This is a genomic window from Serratia sarumanii, from assembly GCF_029962605.1.
GTDB classification, from domain to species: Bacteria; Pseudomonadota; Gammaproteobacteria; order Enterobacterales; family Enterobacteriaceae; genus Serratia; species Serratia sarumanii.
This window is the reverse complement of sequence record NZ_CP124750.1, coordinates 4,961,460-4,987,204: the sequence shown is the minus strand read 5'-3', so window position 1 is coordinate 4,987,204 and position 25,745 is coordinate 4,961,460. Positions and strand designations below refer to the sequence as shown.

Below are 25,745 nucleotides of genomic sequence, written 5' to 3'. Positions count from 1 at the left end.
GAAGCGTAGCTTCGATGAGTTAGCCCTTGCTTAAGTTAAAAATCTTTAAATCCTCAAAATTCAGGATGGCAGTTATTTTTTATAAATTTGGTGGGTAATGAGCCTTAACTACATGTCCTTAAATAAGATTAATTCTAAGGGCAATAGGCTTGTTTATTGCTAAACTTAATGATAAATAGAAATTTGAAATGATAATATCAGTAATGTTGAGTTTTAGCAGGTGCTTTATAAAAATGCCTGATTAACTTCATGTCATTTATAGATTTTTTGCATTTTTGGTCTAAATATAATGAAATAATCTTTAAAGTTATAGAGCATACATAATTGATATTCCAGTGATTGTTTGTTTTTTGTTGTGTTTGTTTGTAATTTATGCTATTTTAAGAGGTTGTTTTTAATAATGGTGTGATTTCAGATGGCAGAGCTTATTACTGAGTTGGATTGGGATTTTAAAGAAAAGATTATTAGCGATTCTATTCATGGAATTCACCCTTACCCTGCGAAATTCATACCTGAGATCCCTTTTCAGTTAATTAATTATTTAGGCTGTGATAAAAACACTTCAGTTCTTGATCCATTCTGCGGTTCTGGAACAACTCTAAAAGTAGCACAATCATTAGGTTTACCATGCGTTGGAATTGACCTCAATCCTATAGCTTGTTTAATTTCTAAAGTCAAAACAACTAAAATCCCTCCTAACTTTGGCACGGTTTTTAATGACGTTGTGGCTGATGCAAAATCAAGAAAGGTTGATATTGATGAGTTGGAAAGTATTCCAAATATCAATCATTGGTTCAAGTCTGATATACAAGTTAATTTGTTGAAATTGAAGAAAAGTATACATGATTATTTGGGGCGCGATACTTTTGACGCGTTATGTGTTGCTTTCTCTTCCATCATTGTAAAAGCATCGAATCAAGAAAGCGACACACGTTATGCTGCTATAAATAAAAATTTAGTAGCAGAAGATGTATTTAGATTGTTCCTTGTTTCATGTGAGAAACTGAACTCTTCATTGTTATACAATAGTAGTGATTTCCCATGTCAAATTATTAATAAAGATGTATTAGCTGTTCAACCATCTGACATTAATTCGACTGTGGGACTTGTTGTAACTTCACCTCCATATCCTAATGCATATGAATATTGGCTATATCATAAATATAGAATGTGGTGGTTGGGCTTTGATCCAAAAGAAATTAAAGAAAAAGAAATTGGAGCGAGAGCACATTTTTTCAAAAAAAATCATCATACTGAGAGAGATTTTTACCATCAAATGTATGGAACTTTACAGCTTATAGATTCTGTTCTTATAACGCATGGACACGCTGCTTTTGTAGTTGGTAGATCCATAATTCATGGTAAAAATGTTGATAATGCTGACCTTATTGTTGAGGCAGCAGAAAATCTCGGTTTTGACGTTGTTGAAAGGTTCAATAGAACCATGAATTCTAATAGAAAATCATTTAATCTTTCCTACGCAAAGATTAAAGAGGAAACAATTGTGGTTCTTAGGAAAAAATAATGCTTAATTTTAAATTTCCAAATTACAAGCTTTTTGAATATGAAAAATTGCTTGCAAAAAAAGAGCTGTCTTTGATTTTTCCATCAGATTTAATTCTTGATTCTGATACCGGTTATCATGTTCAAAAAAATGGTTTAAGTAATGATGAGATGGAAAAAATCAGAAGGCTAACCTTCCTGAGGTTGATAAGTGATGACGAGAATTCAGTATCGTCATTACAAGAGTTTAAAGAGAATTCCTGTGTCAAAAGTGGGCATACAAAGAGGCAGTCAACACGATACGGGGCACATGGGCTACATGAATATAAAGGTAAGTTCAATCCTCAGATAGTATCTTCTATTTTAAATATTTTAGAAGTTAATGAAAAGTCTAAAATTCTAGAGCCTTTCTGCGGTAGCGGGACAACCTTATATGAATCCGCATTGAATAATTTAGAGGGGGTAGGTTTCGATTATAACCCATTGGCCTGTTTTATTAGTAATGCCAAAATCTCTACTCTTAGTATGGATGTAAGTAAATTTACATTATTTGCTCACCACTGTATCGATAAAGCAATAGAGTTATCTCCTAAGTTTATTATTGAAGATGACGTTCGTACAATTTATCTTAAAAAATGGTTTCAAATCGAAACTCTTAAAAAATTAGAAACTCTTCGAACTATTATTTATGAAAGTGCTAACATTAAGTTTAGAAATCTATTTTTAGCCCTTGTGAGTGATTTAGTTAGAGAATATTCTTTACAGGAGCCTGCTGATTTAAGAATTCGGAGACGAACATCCGAAATGCCGACCACTGATTTTTGGGATGCTGTCAAAATAAAAGTGAGTTCGTTTTGTGCTAACATCAATTCAATATGCAATATTGAAGTGGATTATTCTATTAATTCCGAAGCTATAAATATTGATATAAGAGATAGTAAATCTCTAAAAGGATTTCGAGAATTTGATTGTGCAATTACCAGCCCACCTTATGCTACTGCTTTGCCTTATATTGATACTCAGAGGCTTAGCATTGTATGGCTAGGTCTGGCTTCGCCTGATGAGGTTAAAAAATTAGATCGTGAGTTAATAGGGTCTCGTGAATTATCACCCTCGCTTAAAAAAGATCTGATGAATTCTTTAAACGAGAACTTTTTTAAGATTCCAGACAGCCTACATGAACTTTGTCTTGACATGTCCAATAGCTTAACTGAAAAAGATGGATTCAGAAGACAGGCAATGCCTTTTATTGTATATAGATACTTCGCTGACATGCAAAAAATGTTTGAGAATGTTTATTCTATGATGAAGGTCAATGCAAAATTTGCCTTAGTTGTTGGTCATAACACAACTACGCTGAGTGGTAGAGTATTTAAATTAGACACACCTTCATATCTTATTGAAATCGCAAAATCAATTGGTTGGGAGTTATTTGAGGATATTACCTTAGAGGTTTATAAAAGATATGACCTTCATAAGTCAAACTCAATTGACTCTGAAAGATTGATTATTTTGAAGAAACACAGGGCCTGATCGGCCCTGAATAATTATATAATTTGGAAAAATGTTTCGTTATCCAAGAAACCAAATTTCTTACCTTTATGACCAATAGAAGTAGTTGCTTTGGCTTTTAATAGATCATATGAGGCAGAGCCTTGTTGTATTATTCTTAGTTGATATTCTTTAACTCCGGTTCTCGTTATACAGGCTAAATCCCCAGGCTGTGCTATTTTGCTATATCGTAGTCTCCCAGTACCAAGCCTGACATCCATGTTGTTATCGGCTTCGTAAGTAACTCTTTCTTCGCGTATTTCATTCAGGTCAACATAATTTAAATTGATAAGAGTATACTCTGCAACTTTTTCCCGATCATTTTTTTGATCTAATGGAGGGAAAAAATCAAGAGTGTCTTTACTCAGCCATATGTATTGGCTACCTTTACCAGCATCTTCACCAGGATTTGCCATTATACGGTTGGTATCAGTATCAACCAAAGATACTACAAGAGTGCTAAATTGTTGATTATACATGTATTAACCCTTTGGTAATGAGAGTAGTCTCAATTATATATACTACTTACACCTTAGTACAACTTAATATTCATACAAAAATATCAGGAGGATTTCATGCGCAAAACTAATGATTTCAATGACTTGGATTATGAGGAGGCTTTTCTGTCAAACTCATGTAAGAGAGACAAAGCTTTAACTTATGCTCTTGAAATACGAAAGTTCGAAATAGAATTATATTGGAAAAGGGCTACTTATTTTTGGACTTTCATTGGGGCAAGTTTGGTTGCATTCATTGCTATTCAATCATCTAACAGTTTATTAGCTGAGTATAGGGGAGAGCTTACTTTATTAGTAGGATGTTTAGGCGCTGTCTTTTCATTCGCTTGGGTTTGCGTTAATAAAGGAAGTAAGTTTTGGCAGGAAAATTGGGAAAAACATGTTGATATGTTAGAAGATGATATTATAGGCCCATTATATAAAGTTGTAGCCAATTCTCATTTAGGAAAAAAAGAGAGTAGTGTTATAGATAAATTATTTTTAAGTTCAAAACCATACTCTGTTTCAAAAATTAATCAAACAATAAGCTATTATGTGTTATTTATATGGTTATCGATTTTATTTAGGGAAGTGATTAAGTTGAAGCTTTATGATAATCCTAATTGGTATTGTATAACCATCCTGGTATTATCTTTTTCATTTTGTATTTCTATGGGTTTTGCCTGTAAGTCTTCTATGACTTTTTCTAAAAGTGAATGGGTAAAAAGAAAATAACTTGAAAGTAGAATTATTTGTTTTAGCTCGTCGTTTAAAAAGGATGGGCTTTTTTATTTCTTCACAATAATAATACCTGTCATAAGTCCCTTCGATTTAGTTTAATGCTAATTATCGTTCTCTTGGTAAGTAGACACCTTTTATACATTTGGGATTTACTACAGCAATTTGTATGTGTGTTTTATCATGAAAGTTAGCCGAAGGATAAATGGGATTACCCTCTTGAAATGATGCCCGAACGGTATCAATAGATATCCCATTTAATTTAGCTAATTCTTTAGCATGAGAAATAACAGCACAATCTAATTCTCTTTTCATTAGGTCATTAACTTTTGAATTAAAACTTGAGTTCACTGGAAGCGGAGAATTTGTTTCTTTCAAATATTGCACAAACAAGTCATAAACTTCTTTAACATAATCAATATCACTATGGTCTAATAAATCAAGACAGGTACCTAATTCAATAACAGCTCCAAGAACAAACGGAGTTTTAATATTTGAAGATGCTCTTTTACTTGACTCAATTGCATAGTCCATTGCACGTTCATAATTATTTTCCCAAAAATAAACACCTCCACTAAGCCAGTCGTAAGTGTTATCACTCAAAAGAAATTCCGAATGGTTATTTAAAATATTGTAAGCAACATCTTTATCAAGTCCATGATAACCATAAACAATGGAGGGTTTACTATTAAAATACTTCATATCATCTTCTACGCTTCATTGCTCGCTGGCTTTTTTTGACTAACTCGTTAGAAAACATCTCTGGATTATATGAACCATCTTTAACCAAAACTTTGGCATCGATAAGGATCTGTTTTGTTTCTTCTGTCGTGTATGAAATTGTTTTATTTTTAAGTTTTCTCGTAAGTTCCTGAATATCCATAATGACCTCTTCTAATTAATTCGATACCTCTTTACTTCTTTTGATTGTACACTAAATGTACGAATTAGCAAGAAATGTTCAAAAAATACTCTTTCCATATATATCTGAAACATTATGATGTCTCAATGATTCCTAACATAAAAATAAAGGGAAATTTTATCTATCCAATAAATTAATATGCTTTGTAAGCAATCTAGATAATTTGAGATGTGCTACTTCTCTCTCTTGAAAATAATCATACCTGTCATAAATACCTTCTACACCTTTCAGCTTGTGGTTCAGACATCTTTCTGCGACATGTGGGGGAACAGACAGTGATGCAAGCAAACTTCGGCAAGTCCTTCGTAAGTCATGGACTGTGAAATATTCAATATTTCCCATTACATTAGGCGGTTGCTTCTTCTTACCTGGTTCTACCCCGAATAGCTTCGCTATCGCCCTGTTGAGGGTGTCTTTTCCCATGTGTAGATTCTTACTGGATCTGCGGTTAGGGAAGACATAATCAGAACCAAAAGCTCTGACCTTTAGCTCTTCAAGAATCTTAATAGCGAGTGGGGGAAGCGGGATGACGATTTCTACACCAGACTTACTTCTTTCCTTGGGTAAAGACCATTTTTTCTCATCCAAATCGAATTCTGCCCAAGGAGCCTCGGTCAGCTCACTTTTGCGAACAGCAAGGAGTAGTAGCAGGGCACAGGCAAGGTAGTTATCACGAGAGAAGCTGTCAGAGCGTTCTCTGAAAACTTTAAACACCTGACCAATTTCTTCAAGACTTAATGCTCTTTCTCTGCTTTTTTCGATTCCACCTGCATCATTTACCTTGAACGCCATTGCTGGGTTGCTCTGAAGCAGACCAAGCTTAATGCCGTGGTCAAATAGTTGCTTCATGTAGAGTAGGGCATCGTTTGAAATGGTCGGTCTTCCGCTATCTGTAATTTTTTGCAGAATTGACCGGATATCAATGGGGGTTATCTTCGTCAAAGAAAGTTGACCAATAGTAGGGGCAATATCCTTCTTGTATACCCTTTCTGGGATTTGTGGATGCTTCAACCGCCTAACCAGGTCTTTGTGCCAGTCTTCAAACAATCCATCTACCGTTGTGATTTGCTTAGGTCGGTTAAGTTTCCGTTCAGCAATAGGATCATCTCCGGTGGCAACTTTTCTTCGAGTATCCTCAGCGAGGCTACGTACCTCAGACAGAGATAGATGGGATACCTTGCCAAGTGTGAGTTCTCGTCTCTTAGAGCCGATTGTGTATCGAAGCATCCAATACGCCTCACCTTTTTGTGGGACTTTCAGGTACAAACCACGCCCATCTCCAAACTTCCCCGGTTCTCCTGCTTTGATGAGAGCCTGAACCGTCCTGACAGTGAGTGAGGTCATATACCTATCCTGATGAAAAATCGCTGTGGGGGGTATATGGTTATAAACTGGCAGATGAGACTAGTAAAGCAAAAGCGCTCCCCGTTTTACTCCCCACTTGTTGGTGGTTTTTAATGAATCTAAATGGTCTTTAATAGACTATGGTTCAAATAAAAAAGCCCATTTAACATGGGCTTATGGATTTTGGTGGACTTTGAAATAATTTACTCGATATTCTGGATCTGCTCGCGCATTTGCTCGATCAGCACTTTCAGCTCGATGGCGGAAGCGGTGACGTCGGCATTGATCGACTTGGAGGCCAGGGTGTTCGATTCGCGGTTGAACTCCTGCATCATAAAGTCGAGGCGGCGGCCGACGGCTTCTTTCTTCTTCAGAATGTTGTGCGTCTCTTTCACGTGCGCTTCCAGACGGTCCAGCTCTTCGGCGACGTCGATGCGCTGCGCCATCAGCACCAGCTCCTGCTCCAGGCGGGTGTTTTCCAGCTGTACCTGTGCCTCTTCCAACTTGCTGACCAGGCGCTCGCGCTGCCATTGCAGGATGTTCGGCATCTGGGCGCGCACTTTGACCACTTCGGCGCTGACGCCGTCGAGGCGCTGTTCGATCAGCGTTTTCAGCGCGGCACCTTCGCTTTCGCGTGCGACGATGAAGTCATCCAGCGCGCCGTCCAGCGCCTGCATCAGCTCGGCGCTGATGGCGTCCAGATCCTGCTCCTGCGCGGACATCACGCCCGGCCAGCGCAGCACGTCGATCGGGTTGATTTCCCCTTCGTCGCTCTGCATTTTCACCCAGTTGGCGGCTTCGACCAGCTGTTTGGCCAGTTTTTCGTTCAGGATCAGCGAGCTTTGCGCGCTTGGATCCAGCTCGAAACGCAGGTTGCATTCGACTTTGCCGCGGGTCAGGCGGCCACGGATACGTTCACGGATCACCGGCTCCAGGCTGCGGAATTGTTCCGGCAGGCGGATGTAGGTTTCTAAGTAGCGCTGGTTAACGGAACGCAGCTCCCAGGCTGCGCTGCCCCATTCACCCTTGATTTCACGCCGGGCGTAGGCGGTCATGCTGCGGATCATTGATGCGTACCCGTAATAGGAAAAGATGGGACGATTATAGCGTCGCGGCTGCGGGCAGGATAGGCATTACGTCACGAAGCCCGTATAATGCGCAGCCAATAGTTGATTTGAAGCCGGAGAGAGCCCATGCGTCCTGCAGGCAGAGCACCACAGCAAGTTCGCCCCCTGACACTGACCCGTCACTATACCAAACACGCTGAAGGTTCAGTGCTGGTTGAGTTTGGCGATACCAAAGTCTTGTGCACCGCCACGGTAGAAGAGGGCGTTCCGCGCTTCCTGAAAGGCCAGGGGCAAGGTTGGATCACCGCCGAGTACGGCATGCTGCCGCGCTCCACCCACAGCCGCAACGCTCGTGAAGCCGCCAAAGGCAAGCAGGGTGGCCGCACGCTGGAGATCCAGCGCCTGATCGCCCGCTCGCTGCGCGCCGCGGTAGACCTGAAAAAGCTCGGTGAATTCACCATCACCCTCGACTGCGACGTACTGCAGGCCGACGGCGGTACCCGAACTGCCTCGATCTCCGGCGCCTGCGTGGCGCTGGCCGATGCGTTGAACACGCTGGTGGCCAACGGCAAGCTGAAAGCCAACCCGATGAAGGGCATGGTGGCGGCGGTTTCGGTCGGCATCGTCAATGGCGAAGCGCTGTGCGATCTGGAGTATGTGGAGGACTCCGCGGCGGAAACCGACATGAACGTGGTGATGATGGAAGATGGCCGCATGATTGAGGTGCAGGGTACCGCCGAAGGCGAGCCGTTCAGCCACGATGAGCTGTTGGCGCTATTGGCGCTGGCCCGAGGGGGCATCGAAACCATCTTCCAGGCGCAGAAAGCGGCGCTGGCGGACTGATTTTTTAAGGCGACTGAGAAGTCGCCTTTTTTATGCCCGGCGATCGGGCGGCAGTAATAACAAGACCTAAGCAGATTCAGACGAGGAGAAGCAGTAATGAAAGCCTATCAGCGCCAGTTTATCGAGTTCGCGCTTAACAAGCAGGTATTGAAATTCGGCGAGTTCACCCTGAAATCCGGCCGCACCAGCCCGTATTTCTTCAACGCCGGCCTGTTTAATACCGGGCGCGATCTTGCGCTGTTGGGGCGCTTCTACGCCGAAGCTCTGATGGACTCCGGCATCGATTTCGACCTGCTGTTTGGCCCGGCCTATAAAGGCATTCCTATCGCCACCACTACGGCGGTGGCGTTGGCGGAACACCATGAGCGCGACGTGCCTTACTGCTTTAACCGCAAGGAAGCCAAGACCCACGGCGAAGGCGGTTCGCTGGTAGGCAGCCCGCTGCAGGGGCGCGTGATGTTGGTGGACGATGTGATCACCGCCGGCACCGCGATCCGCGAGTCGATGGAAATCATCGGCGCCAGCGGCGCTTCGCTGGCGGGCGTGCTGATCTCCCTCGACCGTCAGGAACGCGGCCGCGCGGATATTTCCGCCATTCAGGAAGTGGAACGCGACTATCACTGCAAGGTGATTTCGATCGTGACGCTGAAGGACCTGATCGCCTATCTGGAAGAGAAGCCGGAAATGGCGGACCACTTGGCGGCGGTGCGCGCTTACCGCGAGCAGTACGGGGTGTAAGTAAAAACGCCGGGCATGCCCGGCGTTATCTTTATTGCAGCTGGGCCGCCAACAGCGGCCAGCGGGCGTCGAATTCCTGCGTTGGGCGATAGCGGAATTCCGAACGCACATAGCGCGACAACATGCCTTCGCAGAAGGCCAGCAGCTGGCTGGCCAGCAGCGTTTCATCGACGATAAAGCCTTTGCCTTCGCGCAATTTGCGCTCTTTCAACACCTGGCGCAGCTGCGCCTCGATGCGTTCGAACAGCTGGTTGATGCGGCCCTGCAGGCGATCCTGTTCAAACATCAGCGCGTGGCCGGTCATGATGCGCGTCAGCCCCGGGTTGCGTTCCGCAAAGCCCAGAATCAGCAGTAAAATCAGACGCAGACGATTAAACGTCTCTTTCTCGTCCTGCAAGATCAGGTTGATGCGGGTGATCAGGCTGTCTTCGATAAACTCGATCAGGCTGTCGAACATCCGTGTCTTGCTGGGGAAATGCCGGTACAGCGCAGCTTCAGAAACACCCACGTTCGCGGCGAGCTTGGCGGTGGTGATGCGTTGGCTGCCGTCGCTGGACTCCAGCATCTGGGCTAACGCCTGCAATATTTCCTCGCGCCGATTCCTTTTCGTATTTTCTTTTTCTGCCATGTCTGATTAGACCCTTGCTAAAACTTAACTGACGGAAACCCGGGCACCGGCCGCTGCAGAGCAGGCTCTGTGCGGCTTATGTGATAGCTTTTTTACGATGCTGGGGTCAGCGGCCTTAACGGCCTTTTCCGCGCTGCCTGGTGTGCGCTGCAATTGTCGCGGTAAAACCTTGCCGCAGAGAACATCCTTCTCCCCGGAAAGGCAAGGTTCAGGCGACGTTTCCCTGCCGGCCCCCGTGCCTTGGGTGGCGCTTAGTGGCGCCCCGAGTGGCCGAAGCCGCCTTCGCCGCGCTCGCTGCCGTCGAATTCTTCCACCAGGTTGAATTCTGCCTGCACCACCGGCACGAAGACCATCTGCGCGATGCGTTCACCCGGCTCTATGGTGAAGTGCTTCTGGCCGCGGTTCCAAACGGACACCATCAGCTGGCCCTGATAATCGGAGTCGATCAGGCCGACCAAGTTGCCCAACACGACGCCGTGCTTATGGCCCAGGCCTGAGCGCGGCAGGATCACCGCCGCCAGGCTTGCGTCGGCGATATGGATCGCGAGGCCGGTAGGCAGCAGCGTGGTTTCACCCGGCGCCAGCTCTACCGCGCTGTCCAGGCAGGCGCGCAGGTCGAGACCGGCGGAGCCCGGGGTGGCGTAGGTCGGTAGCGGGAAATCCTGACCGATGCGCGGGTCGAGGATCTTAACGTCGATTTTTTTCATCATAACGGCTGACTATCTCGTCTATTAAACGTTGGCCAAGGAGTGCCTTGTCGCTCAGCGCCAGGCGTTTCTCTCCATCCTGCCAAAAAAGGTGCAGGGCATTGGTGTCGCTGTTGAACCCGTGCTCTGCAAGCGATACATCGTTAGCGCAAATCAAATCCAGCTTTTTACGCGCCAGTTTTTGCCGCGCGTATTCTTCCACATTCTGGGTTTCGGCGGCAAACCCCACGACAAACGGTCGATTTTTGGTCATCGCCGCCACGCCGGCGACGATGTCGGGGTTTTTTACCATCTTGAGGATGATTTCATCACCCTGTTTTTTTATTTTTTCATCGGCGATCCGCTCGGGGCGGTAGTCGGCCACGGCGGCGCAGGAGATGAAAATCTGCTGCTGTGCGGCGCGCTGTTGCACCGCCTGCTCCATCTCCAGCGCGCTGGTGACGTCCACTCGGGTGACCGATGGCGGCGTCGGCAGGCTGACCGGCCCGGCGATCAGCGTCACCTGCGCGCCGCGGGCGGCGGCGGCGCGGGCGATGGCGAAGCCCATTTTGCCGGAGCTGTGGTTGCTGATGAAACGCACCGGATCCAGCGCTTCACGCGTCGGGCCGGCGGTGATCATAACCTGCAAATGTTGCAGATCCTGCGGGGCGGAGAAATGACCGTTCGCCAGGTCGACGATGTCCAGCGGATCCAACATGCGGCCCGGGCCGACGTCGCCGCAGGCTTGGCTGCCGCTGTCCGGCCCCCAAAGCAGTATGCCGCGCGCCTGCAGCGTTTGCAGGTTGGCCTGCGTGGCGGCGGCGCGATACATCTGCTGGTTCATGGCAGGCGCGGCGGCGATGGGGGCATCGGTCGCCAGGCAGACGGTGGTCAGCAGATCGTTGGCCATGCCGGCGGCGACGCGCGCCAGCAGATCGGCGGTCGCCGGCGCCAGAATAACCAGATCCGCCCACTTGCCGAGTTCGATGTGGCCCATGGCGGCTTCGGCGGCGGGATCCAACAGATCGTCGGACACCGGGTAGCCGGAAACGGCCTGCAGCGTCAGTGGCGTAATGAACGCCTTGGCGGCATGGGTCATCACCACGCGCACTTCCGCGCCCCTGTCGCGCAGGCGGCGCACCAGCTCTGGGCATTTGTAAGCGGCGATGCCGCCGCTGATGCCAAGCACAATATGTTTGCCGGAAAGTCCCGTCATCATCATTGTCCGATTGAAAGCCGAAAGATGCGCCATTTTAGCATATCCGTGGTTCAGGTGAGCGATTCCGCAATGGCTGCAGGGGGTTACATTGTGCTTTGCGAAACACTTCGCAATGTTATCAAACACCTGTCGAACGCGCCGGGCGGCACATGGCATGCTGTAGCCCTTTCAGGGAGGAACACGATGAGCAACCCGATTGTGGCGTGCTGGCCGGGCGCGCTGGCACCGCGTGAAAAGCTGCTGATGCAGGGGGCGGCGGCGCTGTCCGACGCAGAGCTGTTGGCCATTTTCTTGCGTACCGGGTTGCCCGGCGTGCACGTGATGCAGCTGGCGGAGCAGCTGCTGCGCCGGTTCGGCTCGCTTTATCACCTGATGTCGGCCGATCATCAGGCTTTTTGCAGCCAAAAAGGCCTGGGGGACGCCAGCTATACGCAGCTGCAGGCGATTGCCGAGCTGGCGCTGCGCTTCTTTTCCAGCCATTTGTCGCAGGAAAACGCCATGCTCAATCCGCGCGTCACCCAGCATTATCTGCAAAGCCTGCTGGCGCATCGCGAGCGGGAGGTCTTTTTGGTATTGTTTTTAGACAATCAGCACCGGGTTATTCGCCATCAGGAGATGTTTGCTGGTACCATCAGCAGCGTCGTCGTCTACCCGAGAGAAATTGTGCGCGAAGCGTTGAAGGCTAATGCCGCCGCGCTGATTCTCGCGCATAATCACCCTTCGGGTAAGGCTGAACCCAGTCATGCCGACCGCTTGATAACGGAACAGGTGGTGAAAGCCTGTCAGTTATTGGAGATCCGAGTGCTTGATCATTTGGTGATCGGTCGGGGTGAATGCGTCTCTTTTGCCGAGCGCGGATGGCTTTAAGCGATTTTTTCGCGATCCTTGTGGGATCTTTAGCTGTTCGGGACTTGAGCACTTACGCTTCAGAGCGTATACTACGCCACCTTTGAGAATCTTGGGTTTGGCGCAAGAGCCTATCTCAGCAGGTTTCTGACCTGATGTGTGGTTTCTACCTGATGACGAGAGTCTCCTCAGTATGAAGTTTGCTGAGATGGGCTCTAAAAGCCTGACGAGGCGGCCATACCCTATACGAAGCTCGAGCTGATTTGATTTTTGGAGAATAGACATGTCCCGAGTCTGCCAAGTTACTGGCAAGCGCCCGGTGAGCGGTAACAACCGTTCCCACGCAATGAACGCGACCAAACGCCGTTTTCTGCCTAACCTGCACTCACACCGTTTTTGGGTTGAGGCTGAGAAGCGCTTTGTAACTCTGCGTGTATCTGCTAAAGGTATGCGTGTTATCGATAAGAAGGGTATTGAGACGGTTCTGGCCGATCTGCGTGCCCGTGGTGAGAAGTATTAAGGAACTGAATCATGGCTAAAGGTGTTCGCGAGAAGATCAAGCTGGTTTCTTCTGCTGGTACTGGTCACTTCTATACCACCACGAAGAACAAGCGTACTAAGCCGGAAAAATTGGAACTGAAGAAATTCGATCCAGTTGTCCGTCAGCACGTAGTATACAAAGAAGCTAAAATTAAATAATTTTAGTGGATTAATGAAAAACCCGGCCTTGGCCGGGTTTTTTGTTTTATAAAGGGTAGAAAACGTCGGAGGGGAAGCCAGATGCCTGAATTACCGGAAGTTGAGACGAGCAGACGCGGTATAGAGCCTTATCTTGTCGGCCACAGCATTCAGTATGCGGTGGTGCGCAACGCGCGCCTGCGCTGGCCGGTTTCCGAGCAGATCCTGACGCTGAGCGATCGGCCTGTGCTCAGTGTGCAGCGCCGGGCCAAATACCTGCTGATCGAGCTGGAGAACGGTTGGATTATCGTGCACCTGGGCATGTCGGGCAGCTTGCGCATGCTGCGCGAGGAAAACGAAGATGAAGCCGGCAAACACGACCACGTCGATCTGGTGATCAGCAACGGCATGATCCTGCGCTATACCGATCCGCGCCGTTTCGGCGCCTGGCTGTGGTGCGAAGATTTGGCGACCAGCAGCGTGTTGGCGCATCTGGGGCCGGAACCGCTGAGCGAAGCGTTCAACGGCGACTACCTGTATGAAAAATCACGCAATAAGCGCACGCTGATCAAACCGTGGCTGATGGATAACAAGCTGGTGGTTGGGGTCGGCAATATTTACGCCAGCGAATCGCTGTTCAGCGCCGGGATCCTGCCCGATCGTCCGGCGGGATCCTTGAGCAAAGCCGAAGCGGCGCTGCTGGCGCAGACCATCAAGGCGGTGTTGCAGCGCTCTATCGAGCAGGGCGGCACGACATTGCGCGACTTTTTGCAGTCTGACGGCAAACCGGGGTATTTCGCGCAGGAACTGCAGGTTTACGGGCGGGCGGGAGAGCCGTGCCGCGCGTGCGGTACGCCGATCGAATCGGCCAAGCACGGGCAGCGCAGCACCTTCTTTTGCCGCCGCTGCCAGCGCTGAGCATCACTCGGCGGCGAGCTTCGCCATCAGTGCCTGGGTGACCACGTCAGGCAGGAAAGGCGCGATATCGCCGCCGTGACGGGCGACCTCCTTCACCAGTGAGGAGGAGATGAACGACCACTCTTCGGAAGGCATCAGGAACACGCTTTCTAGCGTCGGCATCAAATGGCGGTTCATGTTCGCCAGCTGCAATTCGTATTCAAAGTCAGACACTGCACGCAGGCCGCGCACCAGGATATTGGCATTTTGGTGAGCGGCAAAGTGCGCCATCAGCTCGCTGAAGCCCAGCACTTCCACATTGTCCAGATGCGAGGTGACCTGCGTCGCCAACGCCACGCGTTCATCCAGGCTGAACAGCGGCTTTTTGCTCGGGCTGGCGGCGATGGCCAGAATCACGTGATCGAACATCAGTGACGCGCGCGTCACTAAATCCAGGTGGCCGTTGGTCATGGGATCGAAGGTCCCGGGATAGATGGCTTTGCTGGTCATGATTCACTTCTCTGAGTAGTTGCGGCCCAATGCCCATAATGCGGCATATTTATTGAAGGTATATTGCGCGTTGACCACCGCTAACAGCAACCCCTGTTTACCGTCGAGGAAGCCGGCCCGCAGCAGCCAGGTTTTGACGAAGGCGCCGAGCGTGTGGGTCAGGATAGACAGGTAGCCGCAACGCTTGCCGGCCCGGTGGCGTTGCGTAGCCCATTCTTCGGCGTAGCGCAGCTGTTTACGCTGGAAGGCGAAGAAATCGCGGCAGGTCAGGTGCAGCATATCGCCGCTGAGGGGGATCACTTTGGCGCCGCCGATGTTCAGCGATTCGTGCACCAGATCGTCGTTATAGCGATAGCGTCGGTTGGCGTACAGGCGGTTGACGCGGTCGGGATACCAGCCGCTGTGGCGCATGAAGCGGCCAAGGAACAGATTGCGCCGCGCACAGCTGTAGACGGCGCCGTCGTCCGGCGCGTTCAACACCCGTTCGATGGATTGCCGCAGCTCGGGCGTGACGCGTTCGTCGGCGTCGATCATCAAAACGTAGTCATGGCTGGCGTAGCTTTGCGCCAGCTGGCGCTGCTTGCCGAACCCTTGCCAGTCGGTGTGCGTGAAGACTTTGGCGCCCAGGCTTTCGGCGATGGCGACGCTGTCGTCCTCGCTGCCGGAGTCCAGCACGATGATTTCATCGGCCCACTCGACCGAACGCAGACAGTCCGGCAACAGCCCGGCTTCGTTTTTGGCGATCATCACCACCGACAGGCTTTTGCGGCTGCTCATTTAGTGGCTCCGGGGCGGCAGGTGCGGTTCCAGCAGCTGCAGCAGGCGCTGCAACGCTCCCTGATTCTGATACAGCACTTCCACCGCATGGCGGCCGTAGTAGCGGCGGTAGTCTTCGTCGGTCAGCAGGGTTTCCACTTCCTTCACCAGCGAATCCACGTCGGTCACAGTGATCAGGCCTTCGGCCTGCGAAAGCTTGGCGCAGATGTCTTTGAAGTTGAAGGTATGCGGGCCCATCAACACCGGGATGGCATGCGCGGCGGCTTCCAGCGGGTTATGTCCGCCGCGTTCCACCAGGCTGCCGCCGACAAAGGCCAGATCGGCGATGCCGTACAGCAGCATCAGCTCGCCCATGGTATCGCCGATCACCACCTGGGTGCTGCCGGACGGAATTTCGCCGCTGCTGCGCAGGGTGTAGCTGAAGCCGGCTTTCTGCACCAGCTCCTTGGCGGTCGGGAAGCGCTCCGGGTGACGCGGCACCAGGATCAGCAGCAGATCGGGGTGTTTTTCCAGCAGTTTGCGGTGCGCTTCCAGCAGGATGGTTTCTTCCCCGTCATGGGTACTGGTGGCGATCCACACCGGGCGGCGCGGCGCCCATTGGCGGCGCAGCGTAACGGCGCGGGCGGCCAGCTCCGGGGTGACGGAGATATCGAACTTCAGGCTGCCGGTCACGGCCAGCTGAGAGCGCTTCAGGCCCAGCTCGATAAACCGATCGCCGTCTTCCTGGTTTTGGGCGGCGATCAGCGTGATGCGGCGCAGCATATCGCGCATGAATCCGCCAATTTTCTTATAGCCGGCGGCGGAGCGGGCCGACAGGCGCGCATTGGCGATCACCAGGGGGATCTGCCGCTGATGCAGCGCGTTGATCAGGTTGGGCCACAGCTCGGTTTCCATGATGATCACCAGCTTGGGATTCACCTGATCGAGGAAGCGGTTCATGGAGCCGGGCAGATCGTAGGGCAGATAGACATGATGCACGTCTTTGCCGAAAGCGGACTGGACGCGTTCTGAACCTGTTGGGGTCATTGTGGTCACAGTTATCGGCAAAGCGGGGTAACGATGGCGCAGCGCCCGCACCAGCGGGATGGCCGCCAGCGTTTCGCCGACGGAGACGGAATGCAGCATGATGCCGCCTGGCACGACTTTTCCGGCGCAGAAGCCATAGCGTTCCGCCCAGCGTTTACGGTAGGCTGGAGCTTTGCGGCTGCGCAGCAGTAAGCGGAGCCAGATCAGGGGTTGGATGAGGTAGAGTAGTACCTGATATAAACGCAGCAACATTCTATCAATTTCATTTATATGGGTTATTCGGAATAGTACCATAACTGGAAGGGAAAGGCGCTAATTTGGTAACCTTGGGTGTCAGTTTCAGACAACCGGCGAGCGATTTCGCCGACAGGCTCGGAATGAAGAATATTTTAATTATTCGCCGCGATAACATCGGCGATCTTGTTTGCACCACGCCCTTGATTGAAGGGGTGAAAATTGCCTATCCGGACGCAAAAGTTTATCTGCTGATCAATAAAGTCAGCCAGGACGTCGTTAAAAACAACCCTCATCTCGAGAAAGTCTTTGTCTATAAAAAGGCCAAGCACAAGGCGAAAAATGAGACCACGCTGGGCGTTTATTTCGAGCGTCTGATGATCTTCCTGAAGCTGCGCAAAATAAAATTCGATGCGGTCATTCTGGCCAACCCGGTGCCTTGCAAATACAGTTTACGTTTAGCGAAAATGGCTGGCGCCACCCATATCATCGGCGCTGATTTGGGCACGAAAGATATTCATCGCCCGTTCCGCAAGGACGATTTCAACGGTCAACATCAGGTCGAACATACCTACAGCTATTTATCGGCGATAACCGATCAATCCATTCTGATCCCGCCGGTGCGGGTGTTTCTGACGCCTGAAGAGCGGCAATTGGCGGCGCAACGGCTGCAGGAGCGTCTGCCGCCGGTCGAACGGGTATGCGCCGTGCATATCAGCAGCCGCAGCCCGAAAAGGCGTTGGCCGGTTGAACGCTATGCCGAAATCATCAACCGTCTGGTTGCCGATCCCCACACCGGCGTGCTGATCTTCTGGTCGCCGCAGGGCACGCTGGCGCCGGACGACATCGGCGACCAGCAGCGCGCCGAACAGCTGCTGGCGCTGTGTCAAAACGAACGCGTCGCGCTTTATCCGACGGCGTCGGTGCGTGAGCTGTTGGGCGGGTTTGATTTATGCGACCGGGTGCTGTGCAGCGACGGTGGGCAGATGCATCTTGCCGCCGCGTTGAATAAGGACATGGTAGTGTTCTTTGGCGATACCGATAAAGCCTCCTGGCATCCATGGACCGGCCGTCATCATATTTTGCAAAGTGAGTCGGGGCACTGTGAGGATGTTTCTGTCGATGAGGTTTGGCAGAAAATGCAGGCGCTCAGCTAGCGAAGAAAATAAGGCAGGCATCCCCTGCCTTATTTCATTCTTTATTATTTTCTTTCCAGTTCCAGATATTGGCGGCAAATAGGCTCAAGCCCATAGCTCAGCAATTGCTGTTGATTTATCTGCGGCGGATTGGCGTAAATCTCCGCCATTTTTTCTGCCAGCGACGCTTCGTTTAATTCCGCCAGCGCGTTAGCCATGCCGGCTTTTTCCAGAATTTCCGCAGGGCCACCCGGACAACGAGTGCTGACCACCGGTGTGCCGCACAGCAGCGATTCTACCAGCACGTTGCCAAACCCTTCGCTGTCGGAGCTGAGCACCAGCAGCGAGGCATGGCGAATAAACGGGTAGGGATTAGCCTGGAAACCGAGAAACAGCACGCGCTCTGCAATGCCCAGGTCTGTCGCCAGACGTTTGACCTCGGCGACTCTGGCGTCGTCCCCGGCGCCGATTAAGGCCAGCGGCGCCTGAATGCCGGAGTGCGCATAGGCTTTCAGCAGGCGGTCATGCCGCTTGGTGGCGTGAAAGCGGCCGACGTGCACCAGATAGTCCTGGCCGGCCAGTTCGCAAGGCATCGCCGCCTGTTGCTGGATGGCGTCGATATCGAACGGGTTGTTGATGACCGCCAGCCGGCGCGGGCGGATCGGCAAGTTCTGCTGCAGATCGTCGCCGACCGCCCGTGAAACGGCGACGATGTTTCTTCCCTGGTAAACGTTGGCGATTTTGCGTTGCTTCAGCCAGCGATCCAGGCCCTTGCGGTGGCCGAGGTAGGAGGTGGAGAGAATGCCGTGAATGCAGAACCACAGGCGATCCGCGGCCAACCGCTTGCTGCGGCTGACGATGCGATCGGTTTTATGCAGGTTGGAGAACACCAGATCGAACGCGCCGTGTTGGCGCTCGTGTTCGGCTATCGCCCGATCCAGCGCGCCGGCGCGGCGCGACAGCTCGGTCAGCTTGCGCCAGGGGGCGCGGCTGCGATCGGCCACCACCTGATAATCAATGCCCGGCGGGATAGGGTAATTGCAGACGTCGCGCAGCGAGATCAGACTGACGTCATGCCCCTGTTGCTGCATGCCCTGGCACAGGGTCAGCACCACTTTTTCCGCGCCGCCTCCCGGCAGGCCGTCGATGATCATCAGAATACGCATAGCTAATCCAGTAACCGGTTATAGAGGGAAATAAGCTGTTCGGACAGATGCGCCGGCGTAGCCGGCATAATACGCAATCTTGCCGCTTCGCCCATGGATGATCCCAGCGCCTGGCGCGGCAGCGCGCGAATGGCCTCCGCGATGGCCGGTACGTCGAGCGCATCGGTCACGAAGCCGTTCTGGCCGGGGGTGATAAACTCGGCGCCGCCGCAGGTGGTGCTGGTGATAACCGGCAGGCCGCACGACATCGCTTCCAGAATCACATTCGGGAACGGATCGTACAGCGTCGGCAGCAGCAGCGCATCTGCGGCCTGATAAAACGGCAAGGTCTGCTTCTGCACGCCCATAAAGTGAACCCGATCGCTGCAGCCCAGCGACTGTGCCAGCGCCCGGTAGCGTTTTTCGGCCTTGTCTTTGCCGACCACCAACAGGTGGCTGTCGGTCGCTGCCACGGCGCGGATGGCGGCCGCCAGCCCTTTGCGCTCAAAGCCGGAACCGACGAAGATCAGGCAGTGCGCCTGTTGCGGGATCTGATACTGCTCGCGCAGACGTTGGCGCAGGGCCTCGTCGGCGGGCGGGAACTTTTGATTATCGATGGCGTTATAGATCACCGTGATTTTTTCGGCGGGCACGCCAAAGTCCGCGATGATTTCCTGCTTGATCATCTCGGCGTTGCAGATGACGGCTTTCAGCTCCGGTGCGGCATACATGGCGCGTTCGGCGCACATCACATAGCGGTGATAACGGTTGGAGAACAGCCATTTGCGGCGCCATTCCGGCAGCAGACGCGCGCGTTGCAGCAGCCAGCGGCGGTGTACGCCGTCGCCGGCGCGGTAGATGTCGCAGCCGGGAATGCGCTCGTGGCTTTGCACCAGATCAAAATGCTCTTTCTGCCACAGCGCCCTGGCCGCCACGGCGAAGCCCCGTTCGCGGCTGATGCGGCCGAGTTTTAGCGGGTTGCACAGGTGGATATGCCAGTTGGGATTGGCGTCACCCTGCCATTCGCGGGTGATGACGTTCAGATCGAGATCCTGTTGCTCCAGCGCCTCCAGGGCGCGGGAAACGAAACGTTCGGCTCCGCCGTCCGGGCGGTATTTTTGGCGAACGATCGCCAAACGAAATGCTTTCATGCCAGCGTGCTCCGCGCGGCTGCAATCACCGCGTCTGTAGGAATAAGGTCGAGATACCGTTCGTCGGTGCCGGTATCGATGGCGTCCGGATCGGGCAGTTCGCCGAAGTCGCCGGCCCAGATCACGGCGCCGGTAGCCTGCCACGGCCGCCAGAAAGTCAGCTTGGAAGGGCCGAACAGCGCTACGCACGGCGTGTGCAGCGCGGCGGCCATGTGCATCGGCACCGAATCCACGCCGATAAACAGCTTGGCGTGGTCGATCAGGGCGGCCAACTGGCGCAGCGTCAGCTGGCCGGCTAACGAAATCACGCCCTGCGGCGGGCAGAGCGCCAAAATGCGCTCTACCATGGCTTGTTCTCTGGCGTCGGGGCCGGAGGTGATCACCAGCTGGTGGCCGTCGGCCTGCAAGGCGGTGAGGGTGGCGGCCATTTTCTCTTCGCTCCAGCATTTGAAGAACCAGCGCGAGGTGGGCTGCACCACAATATAACTGCCGGTGACGCCCTGTTTCTGTAACCGTTGCTCACATGCCTGCCAATCCTGCGGATCGTAACTCATGGTCACATGATCACTGAGCGCGGGCAGGTTCAGCGGCGCCAGCAGCGAGAGGTTTTGTTCGACGGTATGCAGGTGGGCGTGATTGTCGACCGGCACCAGCTGCGTGTGGCAGTGGCGCCACAGGAAGCCGCGGCGTTTGGGGAAATCGAAGCCCAGACGGATGCGCGCGCCGGTCAGGCGCGTGAGGATGGCGCTGCGCCACTGATCGGCCAGGTTGACCACCAGATCGTAGCGCTGCGCCTTCAGGCGGCGCAGCAGCGCCAGCTCGTGCCCCAGATGTGCGCGGGCACCCTGTTTTTTCCATTGGCGGTCGATGGCGAACAGCGTCGACAGTTCCGGATTACTGGCCAGCATCTCCTGCGTTTCCTGATACAGCAGCACATCGATCTGCGCCTGCGGGTAGTTTTGCCGCAGGCTGCTGATGACCGGCGTGACCAGCAGCATATCGCCGTGATGGCGCAGTTTTATGATCAAAATACGCTGTACGGATGGGGCGGAAGTTGGGGCTGGCGCGTCGTTCATCATGAGTCGCTTTCTGGGAAACCAATCTTTGATTCTAAATGACCCGATCGCATGTGGCTACTGTTGCAAGGTTTTCTTGCCGGGCCGCAAAAAAATCGCCGAGCCGGGGACGAATGCGTTTCAATGTTGTCCAAACCAGGCAGCAAAGTCGTTTGCCCTGGCGAAACGGGCTGCGTAACATAGTGCATTCTGTTGATATCAGGCTCGATATTCATGACTAAACCGGCGTTTCTCATCACCATTGATACCGAAGGCGATAATCTGTGGCAAAACCACGATCGCATCGCGACCGAAAACACGCGTTTCTTGCCGCGCTTTCAGGCATTGTGCGAAAAATACGCCTTCAAACCGGTTTATCTCACCAACTATGAAATGGCGATGGATCCGGCTTACGTCGAGTTCGCGCGTGACGTGATCGCCCGCGGCGCGGGTGAAGTCGGCATGCACCTGCACGCCTGGAACAGCCCGCCGCTAACGCCGCTCACCGACGACGACTGGCGCCACAAACCGTATTTGATCGAGTATCCCGCCGATCAGATCCGCGCCAAGGTCGATCACATGACCAAGCTGCTGGAAGATGCCTTCCAGACCAAAATGCTCAGCCATCGCGCCGGCCGCTGGGCGTTCAACGAATATTATGCCTCGCTGCTGCTGGAGTATGGCTATCAGGTGGACTGTTCGGTGACGCCGCGCGTCAACTGGCAGTTTTCGCCGGGCAATCCGCAGGGCAACGGCGGCACCGATTACAGCCGGTTCCCGTCGCAGGCCTATTTCATCGATCCGCAGAACATTGCCAAACCGGGCGCTTCGGCGCTGCTGGAAGTGCCGATGAGCATTCAGTACAAGCACTCGGCGCTGATGAACGCGTTCAAGCAAGGTTATGATCGGCTGCGCGGCAAGCGGCGTTCGCCGTCCGTCAACTGGCTGCGGCCAAGTGGCGGCAACGTGGCCAAGATGATAGGGGTGGCTGAAGCGTCGCTGGCGCAGGGGCATGACTACGTCGAATTTATGCTGCACTCCTCCGAGTTTATGCCGGGCGGCAGCCCGACGTTCAAAACCGAGCAGGATATCGAAGTGCTGTACCGCGATCTGGAACAGCTGTTTGACTGGCTGCAGCAGCGCACGGTGGGCATGACGCTGGCCGAGTATTATCAACTTAAAGCGAATTAAGCACGCACATGTCGAAAAAATGGAAAATCAAGGTTGCCGACTGGTTCTTGCGGCGCTATACGGCGAAGTACGGTCGTTTTCAGGATAAGACGACGTTCGACGGCGCCCAGCAGTTTGACAATATCGTCATCTATTCCACCACGGCGTTGGGCGACTTCATGTTCAACACGCCGGCATTGAGGGCGATGCGGGAACGCTACCCCAACGCACACATCACACTGGTGGTGCACAAGAAAAACCGCGAGCTGGTGGAAAACGGCCGCTATTACGATCGCGTGGTGTATTGGGACAGCAAGATCAAGACGATCCGCCCGTTGCTGAAATCGCTGCGCGAACATCAGCCGGATTTGGCGCTGATTCTGCACTCCCACCTGCCTTATGACATCATCAGCGCCGTACTGGCCGGGGCGAAGTACATTATCCGCGATAACTACAGTTCGGGCATTTGCGGGCTGGAGCCTTGGCTGACCAACTATGTCTTCCATTATTACGGCCACTTCGTGCGCCGCAAGCTGGAGCTGATTTCCATTTTGGGCTGCCGCAGCGACGATCCGACGATGGAAATTCCCGTGGATTATCAGCGCGGCGTCAAAAGCAGCGAGCATCCCACCATCGGGTTTCAATTGGGGGCATCTACGGAGTCGCGTTGCTGGCCGGTTTCGCACTATGCGCGGCTGGCCGATGAGCTGGTGGCGAAGCACCCTAATGTACGCATCGTGCTGATTGGCGCACCGTTTGACGACGGCAAGGCCAAACAGTTTATGAGCCTGATCGGCCCGCAAACGCAGGCCTGCGTGGATAACCAGATCGGTAAAACGGGGCTGCAAGGCTTGCTGACGTTGATCGACAGTTTCCATGTTCTGGTCACCGGCGATACCGGGCCGCTGCACCTGGCGGTGGCGTTGAAGGTGAAAACTATCAGCCTGTTCGTGACCGCCGACTCACGCTCCACCGGGCCGATTCAGGATGCTGAACTGCACCGCATCATTCAGGTGTCGCGTACCGGTTATACGATGCCGCTGGAGGCGGAAAGCCCGATGGGGGTCATCCAACCGCAGCGGATTTATGACGAGCTGGTCGCACACGTGCCTTTAGCGCGCTAAAGGCGAGACGACCCATCGGCCGCCAGGCCGATGCGGTTAGCGCGGCCTGCGCCCGCGCAGCTTAGAAAGAAAGGTATCCACTCGCGCATAGCGCATCTGGCGGACTTTTTTGCCCGGCACGTCGCTGTTGCGGCAGACGTCGGCGGCGCGGCGCAGGATGTGCAGCGTTGCCGGCGCGTAATGGTAATAGCCGTAGACCGCCTTCGACATGCTTTTCACCTCGGAAAAGCAGTTGGCCAGCATCAGGGCGGCCAACCGGCGCAGCGGCTCATCCCCGGGATGCTGCGCCACAAAACGCAGCATCTTCTCCATGGCGAACAACATATCTTCAATATCTTTGGGTTTGATATTGCGGGTGATGCCCTGGCTGTTGTCCCGATAGAAGTAGAGTTCGCCGTCAAGATGGGCGATGCGGCGAGTTTTGAAATACTGAAAAGGCGTAAAAATTACGTCTTCGTAGCGCCTGCCTTCTTCGAACGCTTCCCCTGCCAGCAGCGTGCGTTTATATACCCGGCTCCAGAGATGCCACATCGAGCGTTCGAAAAGCGATTGCAGGCTGCCCAGCCCCAATTGTGAAAAGTCGTAGGCTACGGGCCGCGCCGCGCGGTTATCCGGTGTCGGCGGATGCTCGGTGAACTTCTGATAATTAAAATCGATCAGATCATATTCACCGGCGGTAAGCTGGGGGCGCAGGATCGCTAGATAGTCGTCGCTCAGCAGATCGTCGCCGTCGAGGAAGGTGATATAGCGTCCGGTGGCCAGACGTAAGCCGACGTTGCGGGCGTGCGCAATGCCGCCGTTGGCCTGTGAAGTAAAGACCACGCGCGGGTGCCGCCGCTGCGCCAGATATTGGCTGACCAGTGCGCCGGAGGCGTCGGTGGAGCCATCGTCGATGATCACCACCTCGATATCGTCGCTAATCTGTGCAAATAACGAATCCAGCGCAGCGATAACGAACGCTTCGTTATTATAAAACGGCACGATAACGCTGAGCAGCGGCTGCTGAGGATTCACGGGGTGGGCTCCTGAACAGGGGGCTGTTTCGTGACGGAAAGAACGGCGGCGATCAGCGCCAGGCCGAACATGGCGGTACCTTCCGTGCTGAAGAAGATGACGTCGCTCAGGCCGTAAACGAACAGGCTGGCGCTGACGCTCAGCAGCAGCGCGTTGCGCTGTGGCCGGAAGGAAGAGAAAAACAGGCTGACATACAGCGCCAGCAGCAGCAGTACACCCCAGACGCCCTTGAGCGAGTAAGTTTCCAGCAGCTCGTTGTGCAGGTGGACGTTGATGTAGGGCATGACGCCAGACAGGCGGGGTTGCTGTGCGACCATCGCACGGATCTCTTCGCCGCGCTGTTCGGCGGATTGGCCCCACGGGGCTTGTGACCCGGTATGCCATGCCAGCGTTTGCATCGACAGCCGGGAAATGATGGAGTTTTCAGTCTGCGGCTGGTCCATCAGGCGCATGTCGGTCTCAAAAGCCTGAATGCGTTCTTCTATCTGCGGTTTAAACACCAGGCCGCAGGCTACGAGCAGCAGCGGTACCGAGGCCACCAACGCAAGCTTGTGTTTTCTGGAAACCAACTGCTTGGTGGCCAGCAGCGACAGGCAGACCGCCACCGGATAGACCAACATGGCCGCGCGCGTGCCGGTGAGCACCAGCGCAGAGAAGGACAGCAGGAATGCCGCAATGTACAACACCAGGCGGTAGCGGGTGCGCAGCATCAGGATGGCTTGCATCATGACCAGATCGATGGCGGTCATCAGATAGGCGGCGACCGTGGCGCGATCGAAGTTGAGCTCTACGCGCGGGATATCCAGACGCAGCCCCTGATAGAGGGAATAACCGTTGATCGCCAGACCGGTGGCGAGAGCCACAACGATCAGCAGGCGCTGTACGCACAACCGCTCATTGAGCGCAATCAGCAAGATGAAAGCGGTCGCGAGCTGCAGTTTGCCGGTCGACATATAAGAGCGATAAATATTGATGTACTCACCCGGCTGTTTGAAGTGATGCATCCAGAGGATGGTTCCCATGCCCACGCTGAACATCAGCGCGGGCAGCAGCAGGTTTCTAACGTTGCTGAAGTAGTAGCGCGGGTACAGGCAAACGGCGATAAAGGCGATGTAGCTGGAAACGTAAAACAGATTGCGTCCGGTCGCGGAACCGAAAGGAATGGTGCAAAAAGCGATGGCGCACCCCAGATAGATCAGATAGCTGAAGGCAGGGTGCGGCGTTCTGTGTTTTAGCATCGGGCGTA

The 25,745-nt window shown here is 52.7% G+C and carries 28 protein-coding genes; 12 read left to right on the top strand and 16 right to left on the bottom strand.

Features of this window, described 5'->3' with window-relative positions; genetic code table 11:
- Positions 1–415 precede the first annotated feature (415 nt).
- Positions 416–1,525 carry a DNA methyltransferase gene (locus SSARUM_RS23580; RefSeq protein WP_282493996.1) on the top strand — a complete coding sequence of 370 codons (1,110 nt, stop codon included), beginning with the start codon at positions 416–418 and terminating at the stop codon, positions 1,523–1,525.
- The gene (locus SSARUM_RS23575; RefSeq protein ID WP_282493994.1) at positions 1,525–3,036 is read left to right on the top strand and encodes a TRM11 family methyltransferase; all 1,512 of its coding nucleotides are present in this window, start codon (positions 1,525–1,527) and stop codon (positions 3,034–3,036) included. The genes SSARUM_RS23580 and SSARUM_RS23575 overlap by 1 nt, the downstream gene beginning before the upstream one ends.
- A 14-nt stretch (positions 3,037–3,050) precedes the next feature.
- Here SSARUM_RS23575 and SSARUM_RS23570 read toward each other — a convergent pair whose 3' ends face one another.
- A complete protein-coding gene (locus SSARUM_RS23570; protein ID WP_282493992.1) occupies positions 3,051–3,533 on the bottom strand; it encodes a DNA binding protein in 483 nt (160 codons plus the stop codon).
- 96 nt (positions 3,534–3,629) lie between these two features.
- Between SSARUM_RS23570 and SSARUM_RS23565 the strand changes: the two genes are divergently transcribed.
- On the top strand, positions 3,630–4,286 hold the full coding sequence (locus SSARUM_RS23565) for a RipA family octameric membrane protein (protein ID WP_282493990.1): 657 nt from the start codon (positions 3,630–3,632) through the stop codon (positions 4,284–4,286).
- A gap of 111 nt (positions 4,287–4,397) precedes the next feature.
- Here SSARUM_RS23565 and SSARUM_RS23560 read toward each other — a convergent pair whose 3' ends face one another.
- The 4 genes from SSARUM_RS23560 to SSARUM_RS23545 all read right to left on the bottom strand — a co-directional run bounded on the left by SSARUM_RS23560 (position 4,398) and on the right by SSARUM_RS23545 (position 7,622).
- Entirely contained in the window at positions 4,398–4,991 is a 594-nt protein-coding gene (locus SSARUM_RS23560) for a hypothetical protein (RefSeq protein WP_023327757.1), read from the bottom strand.
- 1 nt (position 4,992) lies between these two features.
- A complete protein-coding gene (locus SSARUM_RS23555; protein ID WP_023327758.1) occupies positions 4,993–5,172 on the bottom strand; it encodes a hypothetical protein in 180 nt (59 codons plus the stop codon).
- A 156-nt stretch (positions 5,173–5,328) separates the two neighbouring features.
- Complete coding sequence (locus tag SSARUM_RS23550) at positions 5,329–6,555, bottom strand: tyrosine-type recombinase/integrase (RefSeq protein ID WP_282493987.1); 1,227 nt, start codon at positions 6,553–6,555, stop codon at positions 5,329–5,331.
- A 203-nt stretch (positions 6,556–6,758) separates the two neighbouring features.
- Positions 6,759–7,622, bottom strand: a complete 864-nt coding sequence (locus tag SSARUM_RS23545) for a YicC/YloC family endoribonuclease (RefSeq protein WP_015379441.1) — start codon at positions 7,620–7,622, stop codon at positions 6,759–6,761.
- Between the two features lie 126 nt (positions 7,623–7,748).
- Between SSARUM_RS23545 and rph the strand changes: the two genes are divergently transcribed.
- Both rph and pyrE read left to right on the top strand, forming a co-directional pair.
- Complete coding sequence (gene rph, locus SSARUM_RS23540; protein WP_025160305.1) at positions 7,749–8,465, top strand: ribonuclease PH; 717 nt, start codon at positions 7,749–7,751, stop codon at positions 8,463–8,465.
- Positions 8,466–8,561: 96 nt separating this feature from the next.
- Entirely contained in the window at positions 8,562–9,203 is a 642-nt protein-coding gene (pyrE, locus tag SSARUM_RS23535) for an orotate phosphoribosyltransferase (protein WP_004931204.1), read from the top strand.
- 31 nt (positions 9,204–9,234) lie between these two features.
- On the opposite strand, the gene slmA is transcribed toward pyrE, so the two are convergent.
- From slmA to coaBC, 3 genes are all read right to left on the bottom strand, one after another.
- Positions 9,235–9,831, bottom strand: a complete 597-nt coding sequence (gene slmA, locus SSARUM_RS23530) for a nucleoid occlusion factor SlmA (RefSeq protein ID WP_025304700.1) — start codon at positions 9,829–9,831, stop codon at positions 9,235–9,237.
- Positions 9,832–10,082: 251 nt separating this feature from the next.
- Positions 10,083–10,541 (bottom strand): dUTP diphosphatase, encoded by a 459-nt coding sequence (gene dut / locus SSARUM_RS23525; protein WP_033636478.1) that lies wholly within the window; start codon positions 10,539–10,541, stop codon positions 10,083–10,085.
- On the bottom strand, positions 10,519–11,736 hold the full coding sequence (gene coaBC / locus SSARUM_RS23520) for a bifunctional phosphopantothenoylcysteine decarboxylase/phosphopantothenate--cysteine ligase CoaBC (RefSeq protein ID WP_060388472.1): 1,218 nt from the start codon (positions 11,734–11,736) through the stop codon (positions 10,519–10,521). Before coaBC ends, dut begins: the two co-directional genes overlap by 23 nt.
- A 183-nt stretch (positions 11,737–11,919) precedes the next feature.
- On the opposite strand from coaBC, the gene radC reads away from it, so the two are divergent.
- The 4 genes from radC (at position 11,920) to mutM (ending at position 14,178) form a co-directional block, all read left to right on the top strand.
- Positions 11,920–12,603: a RadC family protein gene (gene radC, locus SSARUM_RS23515; protein ID WP_025304698.1), complete on the top strand. Its 684-nt coding sequence runs from the start codon at positions 11,920–11,922 to the stop codon at positions 12,601–12,603.
- Between the two features lie 262 nt (positions 12,604–12,865).
- Positions 12,866–13,102 carry a 50S ribosomal protein L28 gene (gene rpmB, locus SSARUM_RS23510; RefSeq protein WP_004931195.1) on the top strand — a complete coding sequence of 79 codons (237 nt, stop codon included), beginning with the start codon at positions 12,866–12,868 and terminating at the stop codon, positions 13,100–13,102.
- Positions 13,103–13,113: 11 nt separating this feature from the next.
- Positions 13,114–13,281: a 50S ribosomal protein L33 gene (rpmG, locus tag SSARUM_RS23505; protein WP_002442576.1), complete on the top strand. Its 168-nt coding sequence runs from the start codon at positions 13,114–13,116 to the stop codon at positions 13,279–13,281.
- Positions 13,282–13,362: 81 nt separating this feature from the next.
- On the top strand, positions 13,363–14,178 hold the full coding sequence (gene mutM / locus SSARUM_RS23500) for a bifunctional DNA-formamidopyrimidine glycosylase/DNA-(apurinic or apyrimidinic site) lyase (RefSeq protein WP_033649742.1): 816 nt from the start codon (positions 13,363–13,365) through the stop codon (positions 14,176–14,178).
- 3 nt (positions 14,179–14,181) lie between these two features.
- Here mutM and coaD read toward each other — a convergent pair whose 3' ends face one another.
- The 3 genes from coaD to waaA are packed head-to-tail and all read right to left on the bottom strand — an operon-like array spanning position 14,182 to position 16,722.
- Positions 14,182–14,667 carry a pantetheine-phosphate adenylyltransferase gene (gene coaD, locus SSARUM_RS23495; RefSeq protein ID WP_004931181.1) on the bottom strand — a complete coding sequence of 162 codons (486 nt, stop codon included), beginning with the start codon at positions 14,665–14,667 and terminating at the stop codon, positions 14,182–14,184.
- 3 nt (positions 14,668–14,670) lie between these two features.
- On the bottom strand, positions 14,671–15,444 hold the full coding sequence (locus SSARUM_RS23490) for a glycosyltransferase family 2 protein (protein ID WP_041037400.1): 774 nt from the start codon (positions 15,442–15,444) through the stop codon (positions 14,671–14,673).
- Positions 15,445–16,722, bottom strand: a complete 1,278-nt coding sequence (gene waaA / locus SSARUM_RS23485) for a lipid IV(A) 3-deoxy-D-manno-octulosonic acid transferase (protein WP_025304695.1) — start codon at positions 16,720–16,722, stop codon at positions 15,445–15,447. It lies immediately after the preceding gene.
- A 125-nt stretch (positions 16,723–16,847) separates the two neighbouring features.
- On the opposite strand from waaA, the gene SSARUM_RS23480 reads away from it, so the two are divergent.
- Positions 16,848–17,861, top strand: coding sequence for a glycosyltransferase family 9 protein (locus SSARUM_RS23480; RefSeq protein ID WP_060431279.1), 1,014 nt, complete (start codon positions 16,848–16,850; stop codon positions 17,859–17,861).
- A 44-nt stretch (positions 17,862–17,905) separates the two neighbouring features.
- On the opposite strand, the gene SSARUM_RS23475 is transcribed toward SSARUM_RS23480, so the two are convergent.
- From SSARUM_RS23475 to rfaQ, 3 genes are read right to left on the bottom strand one after another with little or no spacing between them, the layout of a single operon-like run.
- Positions 17,906–19,006 (bottom strand): glycosyltransferase, encoded by a 1,101-nt coding sequence (locus SSARUM_RS23475; RefSeq protein WP_033649738.1) that lies wholly within the window; start codon positions 19,004–19,006, stop codon positions 17,906–17,908.
- A gap of 2 nt (positions 19,007–19,008) precedes the next feature.
- Positions 19,009–20,136 (bottom strand): glycosyltransferase family 4 protein, encoded by a 1,128-nt coding sequence (locus SSARUM_RS23470; RefSeq protein ID WP_033649737.1) that lies wholly within the window; start codon positions 20,134–20,136, stop codon positions 19,009–19,011.
- Positions 20,133–21,215 (bottom strand): putative lipopolysaccharide heptosyltransferase III, encoded by a 1,083-nt coding sequence (gene rfaQ, locus SSARUM_RS23465; protein ID WP_033649736.1) that lies wholly within the window; start codon positions 21,213–21,215, stop codon positions 20,133–20,135. The genes SSARUM_RS23470 and rfaQ overlap by 4 nt, the downstream gene beginning before the upstream one ends.
- 210 nt (positions 21,216–21,425) lie before the next feature.
- On the opposite strand from rfaQ, the gene SSARUM_RS23460 reads away from it, so the two are divergent.
- On the top strand, positions 21,426–22,382 hold the full coding sequence (locus SSARUM_RS23460) for a polysaccharide deacetylase family protein (protein WP_033649735.1): 957 nt from the start codon (positions 21,426–21,428) through the stop codon (positions 22,380–22,382).
- Positions 22,383–22,390: 8 nt separating this feature from the next.
- Positions 22,391–23,485, top strand: coding sequence for a glycosyltransferase family 9 protein (locus tag SSARUM_RS23455; protein ID WP_033636468.1), 1,095 nt, complete (start codon positions 22,391–22,393; stop codon positions 23,483–23,485).
- 36 nt (positions 23,486–23,521) lie between these two features.
- Here SSARUM_RS23455 and SSARUM_RS23450 read toward each other — a convergent pair whose 3' ends face one another.
- Together SSARUM_RS23450 and SSARUM_RS23445 are read right to left on the bottom strand one after the other, a co-directional pair.
- On the bottom strand, positions 23,522–24,499 hold the full coding sequence (locus SSARUM_RS23450; protein ID WP_060420228.1) for a glycosyltransferase family 2 protein: 978 nt from the start codon (positions 24,497–24,499) through the stop codon (positions 23,522–23,524).
- Complete coding sequence (locus tag SSARUM_RS23445; RefSeq protein WP_033649733.1) at positions 24,496–25,737, bottom strand: O-antigen ligase family protein; 1,242 nt, start codon at positions 25,735–25,737, stop codon at positions 24,496–24,498. Before SSARUM_RS23445 ends, SSARUM_RS23450 begins: the two co-directional genes overlap by 4 nt.
- Positions 25,738–25,745: the final 8 nt, after the last annotated feature.

Excerpts from the sequence above, each read along its gene's own strand:
- pyrE (WP_004931204.1), top strand. The coding sequence starts at position 8,562 with ATGAAAGCCTATCAGCGCCAGTTTATCGAGTTCGCGCTTAACAAGCAG.
- SSARUM_RS23480 (WP_060431279.1), top strand. The coding sequence starts at position 16,848 with ATGAAGAATATTTTAATTATTCGCCGCGATAACATCGGCGATCTTGTT.
- SSARUM_RS23565 (WP_282493990.1), top strand. The coding sequence starts at position 3,630 with ATGCGCAAAACTAATGATTTCAATGACTTGGATTATGAGGAGGCTTTT.
- coaD (WP_004931181.1), bottom strand. The coding sequence starts at position 14,667 with ATGACCAGCAAAGCCATCTATCCCGGGACCTTCGATCCCATGACCAAC.
- waaA (WP_025304695.1), bottom strand. The coding sequence starts at position 16,722 with ATGTTGCTGCGTTTATATCAGGTACTACTCTACCTCATCCAACCCCTG.
- slmA (WP_025304700.1), bottom strand. The coding sequence starts at position 9,831 with ATGGCAGAAAAAGAAAATACGAAAAGGAATCGGCGCGAGGAAATATTG.
- SSARUM_RS23455 (WP_033636468.1), top strand. The coding sequence starts at position 22,391 with ATGTCGAAAAAATGGAAAATCAAGGTTGCCGACTGGTTCTTGCGGCGC.
- rpmB (WP_004931195.1), top strand. The coding sequence starts at position 12,866 with ATGTCCCGAGTCTGCCAAGTTACTGGCAAGCGCCCGGTGAGCGGTAAC.
- radC (WP_025304698.1), top strand. The coding sequence starts at position 11,920 with ATGAGCAACCCGATTGTGGCGTGCTGGCCGGGCGCGCTGGCACCGCGT.
- SSARUM_RS23445 (WP_033649733.1), bottom strand. The coding sequence starts at position 25,737 with ATGCTAAAACACAGAACGCCGCACCCTGCCTTCAGCTATCTGATCTAT.
- SSARUM_RS23460 (WP_033649735.1), top strand. The coding sequence starts at position 21,426 with ATGACTAAACCGGCGTTTCTCATCACCATTGATACCGAAGGCGATAAT.
- SSARUM_RS23555 (WP_023327758.1), bottom strand. The coding sequence starts at position 5,172 with ATGGATATTCAGGAACTTACGAGAAAACTTAAAAATAAAACAATTTCA.
- mutM (WP_033649742.1), top strand. The coding sequence starts at position 13,363 with ATGCCTGAATTACCGGAAGTTGAGACGAGCAGACGCGGTATAGAGCCT.
- SSARUM_RS23580 (WP_282493996.1), top strand. The coding sequence starts at position 416 with ATGGCAGAGCTTATTACTGAGTTGGATTGGGATTTTAAAGAAAAGATT.
- SSARUM_RS23545 (WP_015379441.1), bottom strand. The coding sequence starts at position 7,622 with ATGATCCGCAGCATGACCGCCTACGCCCGGCGTGAAATCAAGGGTGAA.
- SSARUM_RS23550 (WP_282493987.1), bottom strand. The coding sequence starts at position 6,555 with ATGACCTCACTCACTGTCAGGACGGTTCAGGCTCTCATCAAAGCAGGA.
- rpmG (WP_002442576.1), top strand. The coding sequence starts at position 13,114 with ATGGCTAAAGGTGTTCGCGAGAAGATCAAGCTGGTTTCTTCTGCTGGT.
- SSARUM_RS23575 (WP_282493994.1), top strand. The coding sequence starts at position 1,525 with ATGCTTAATTTTAAATTTCCAAATTACAAGCTTTTTGAATATGAAAAA.
- rph (WP_025160305.1), top strand. The coding sequence starts at position 7,749 with ATGCGTCCTGCAGGCAGAGCACCACAGCAAGTTCGCCCCCTGACACTG.
- coaBC (WP_060388472.1), bottom strand. The coding sequence starts at position 11,736 with ATGATGACGGGACTTTCCGGCAAACATATTGTGCTTGGCATCAGCGGC.
- dut (WP_033636478.1), bottom strand. The coding sequence starts at position 10,541 with ATGATGAAAAAAATCGACGTTAAGATCCTCGACCCGCGCATCGGTCAG.
- SSARUM_RS23470 (WP_033649737.1), bottom strand. The coding sequence starts at position 20,136 with ATGAAAGCATTTCGTTTGGCGATCGTTCGCCAAAAATACCGCCCGGAC.
- SSARUM_RS23560 (WP_023327757.1), bottom strand. The coding sequence starts at position 4,991 with ATGAAGTATTTTAATAGTAAACCCTCCATTGTTTATGGTTATCATGGA.
- SSARUM_RS23570 (WP_282493992.1), bottom strand. The coding sequence starts at position 3,533 with ATGTATAATCAACAATTTAGCACTCTTGTAGTATCTTTGGTTGATACT.
- rfaQ (WP_033649736.1), bottom strand. The coding sequence starts at position 21,215 with ATGATGAACGACGCGCCAGCCCCAACTTCCGCCCCATCCGTACAGCGT.
- SSARUM_RS23490 (WP_041037400.1), bottom strand. The coding sequence starts at position 15,444 with ATGAGCAGCCGCAAAAGCCTGTCGGTGGTGATGATCGCCAAAAACGAA.
- SSARUM_RS23475 (WP_033649738.1), bottom strand. The coding sequence starts at position 19,006 with ATGCGTATTCTGATGATCATCGACGGCCTGCCGGGAGGCGGCGCGGAA.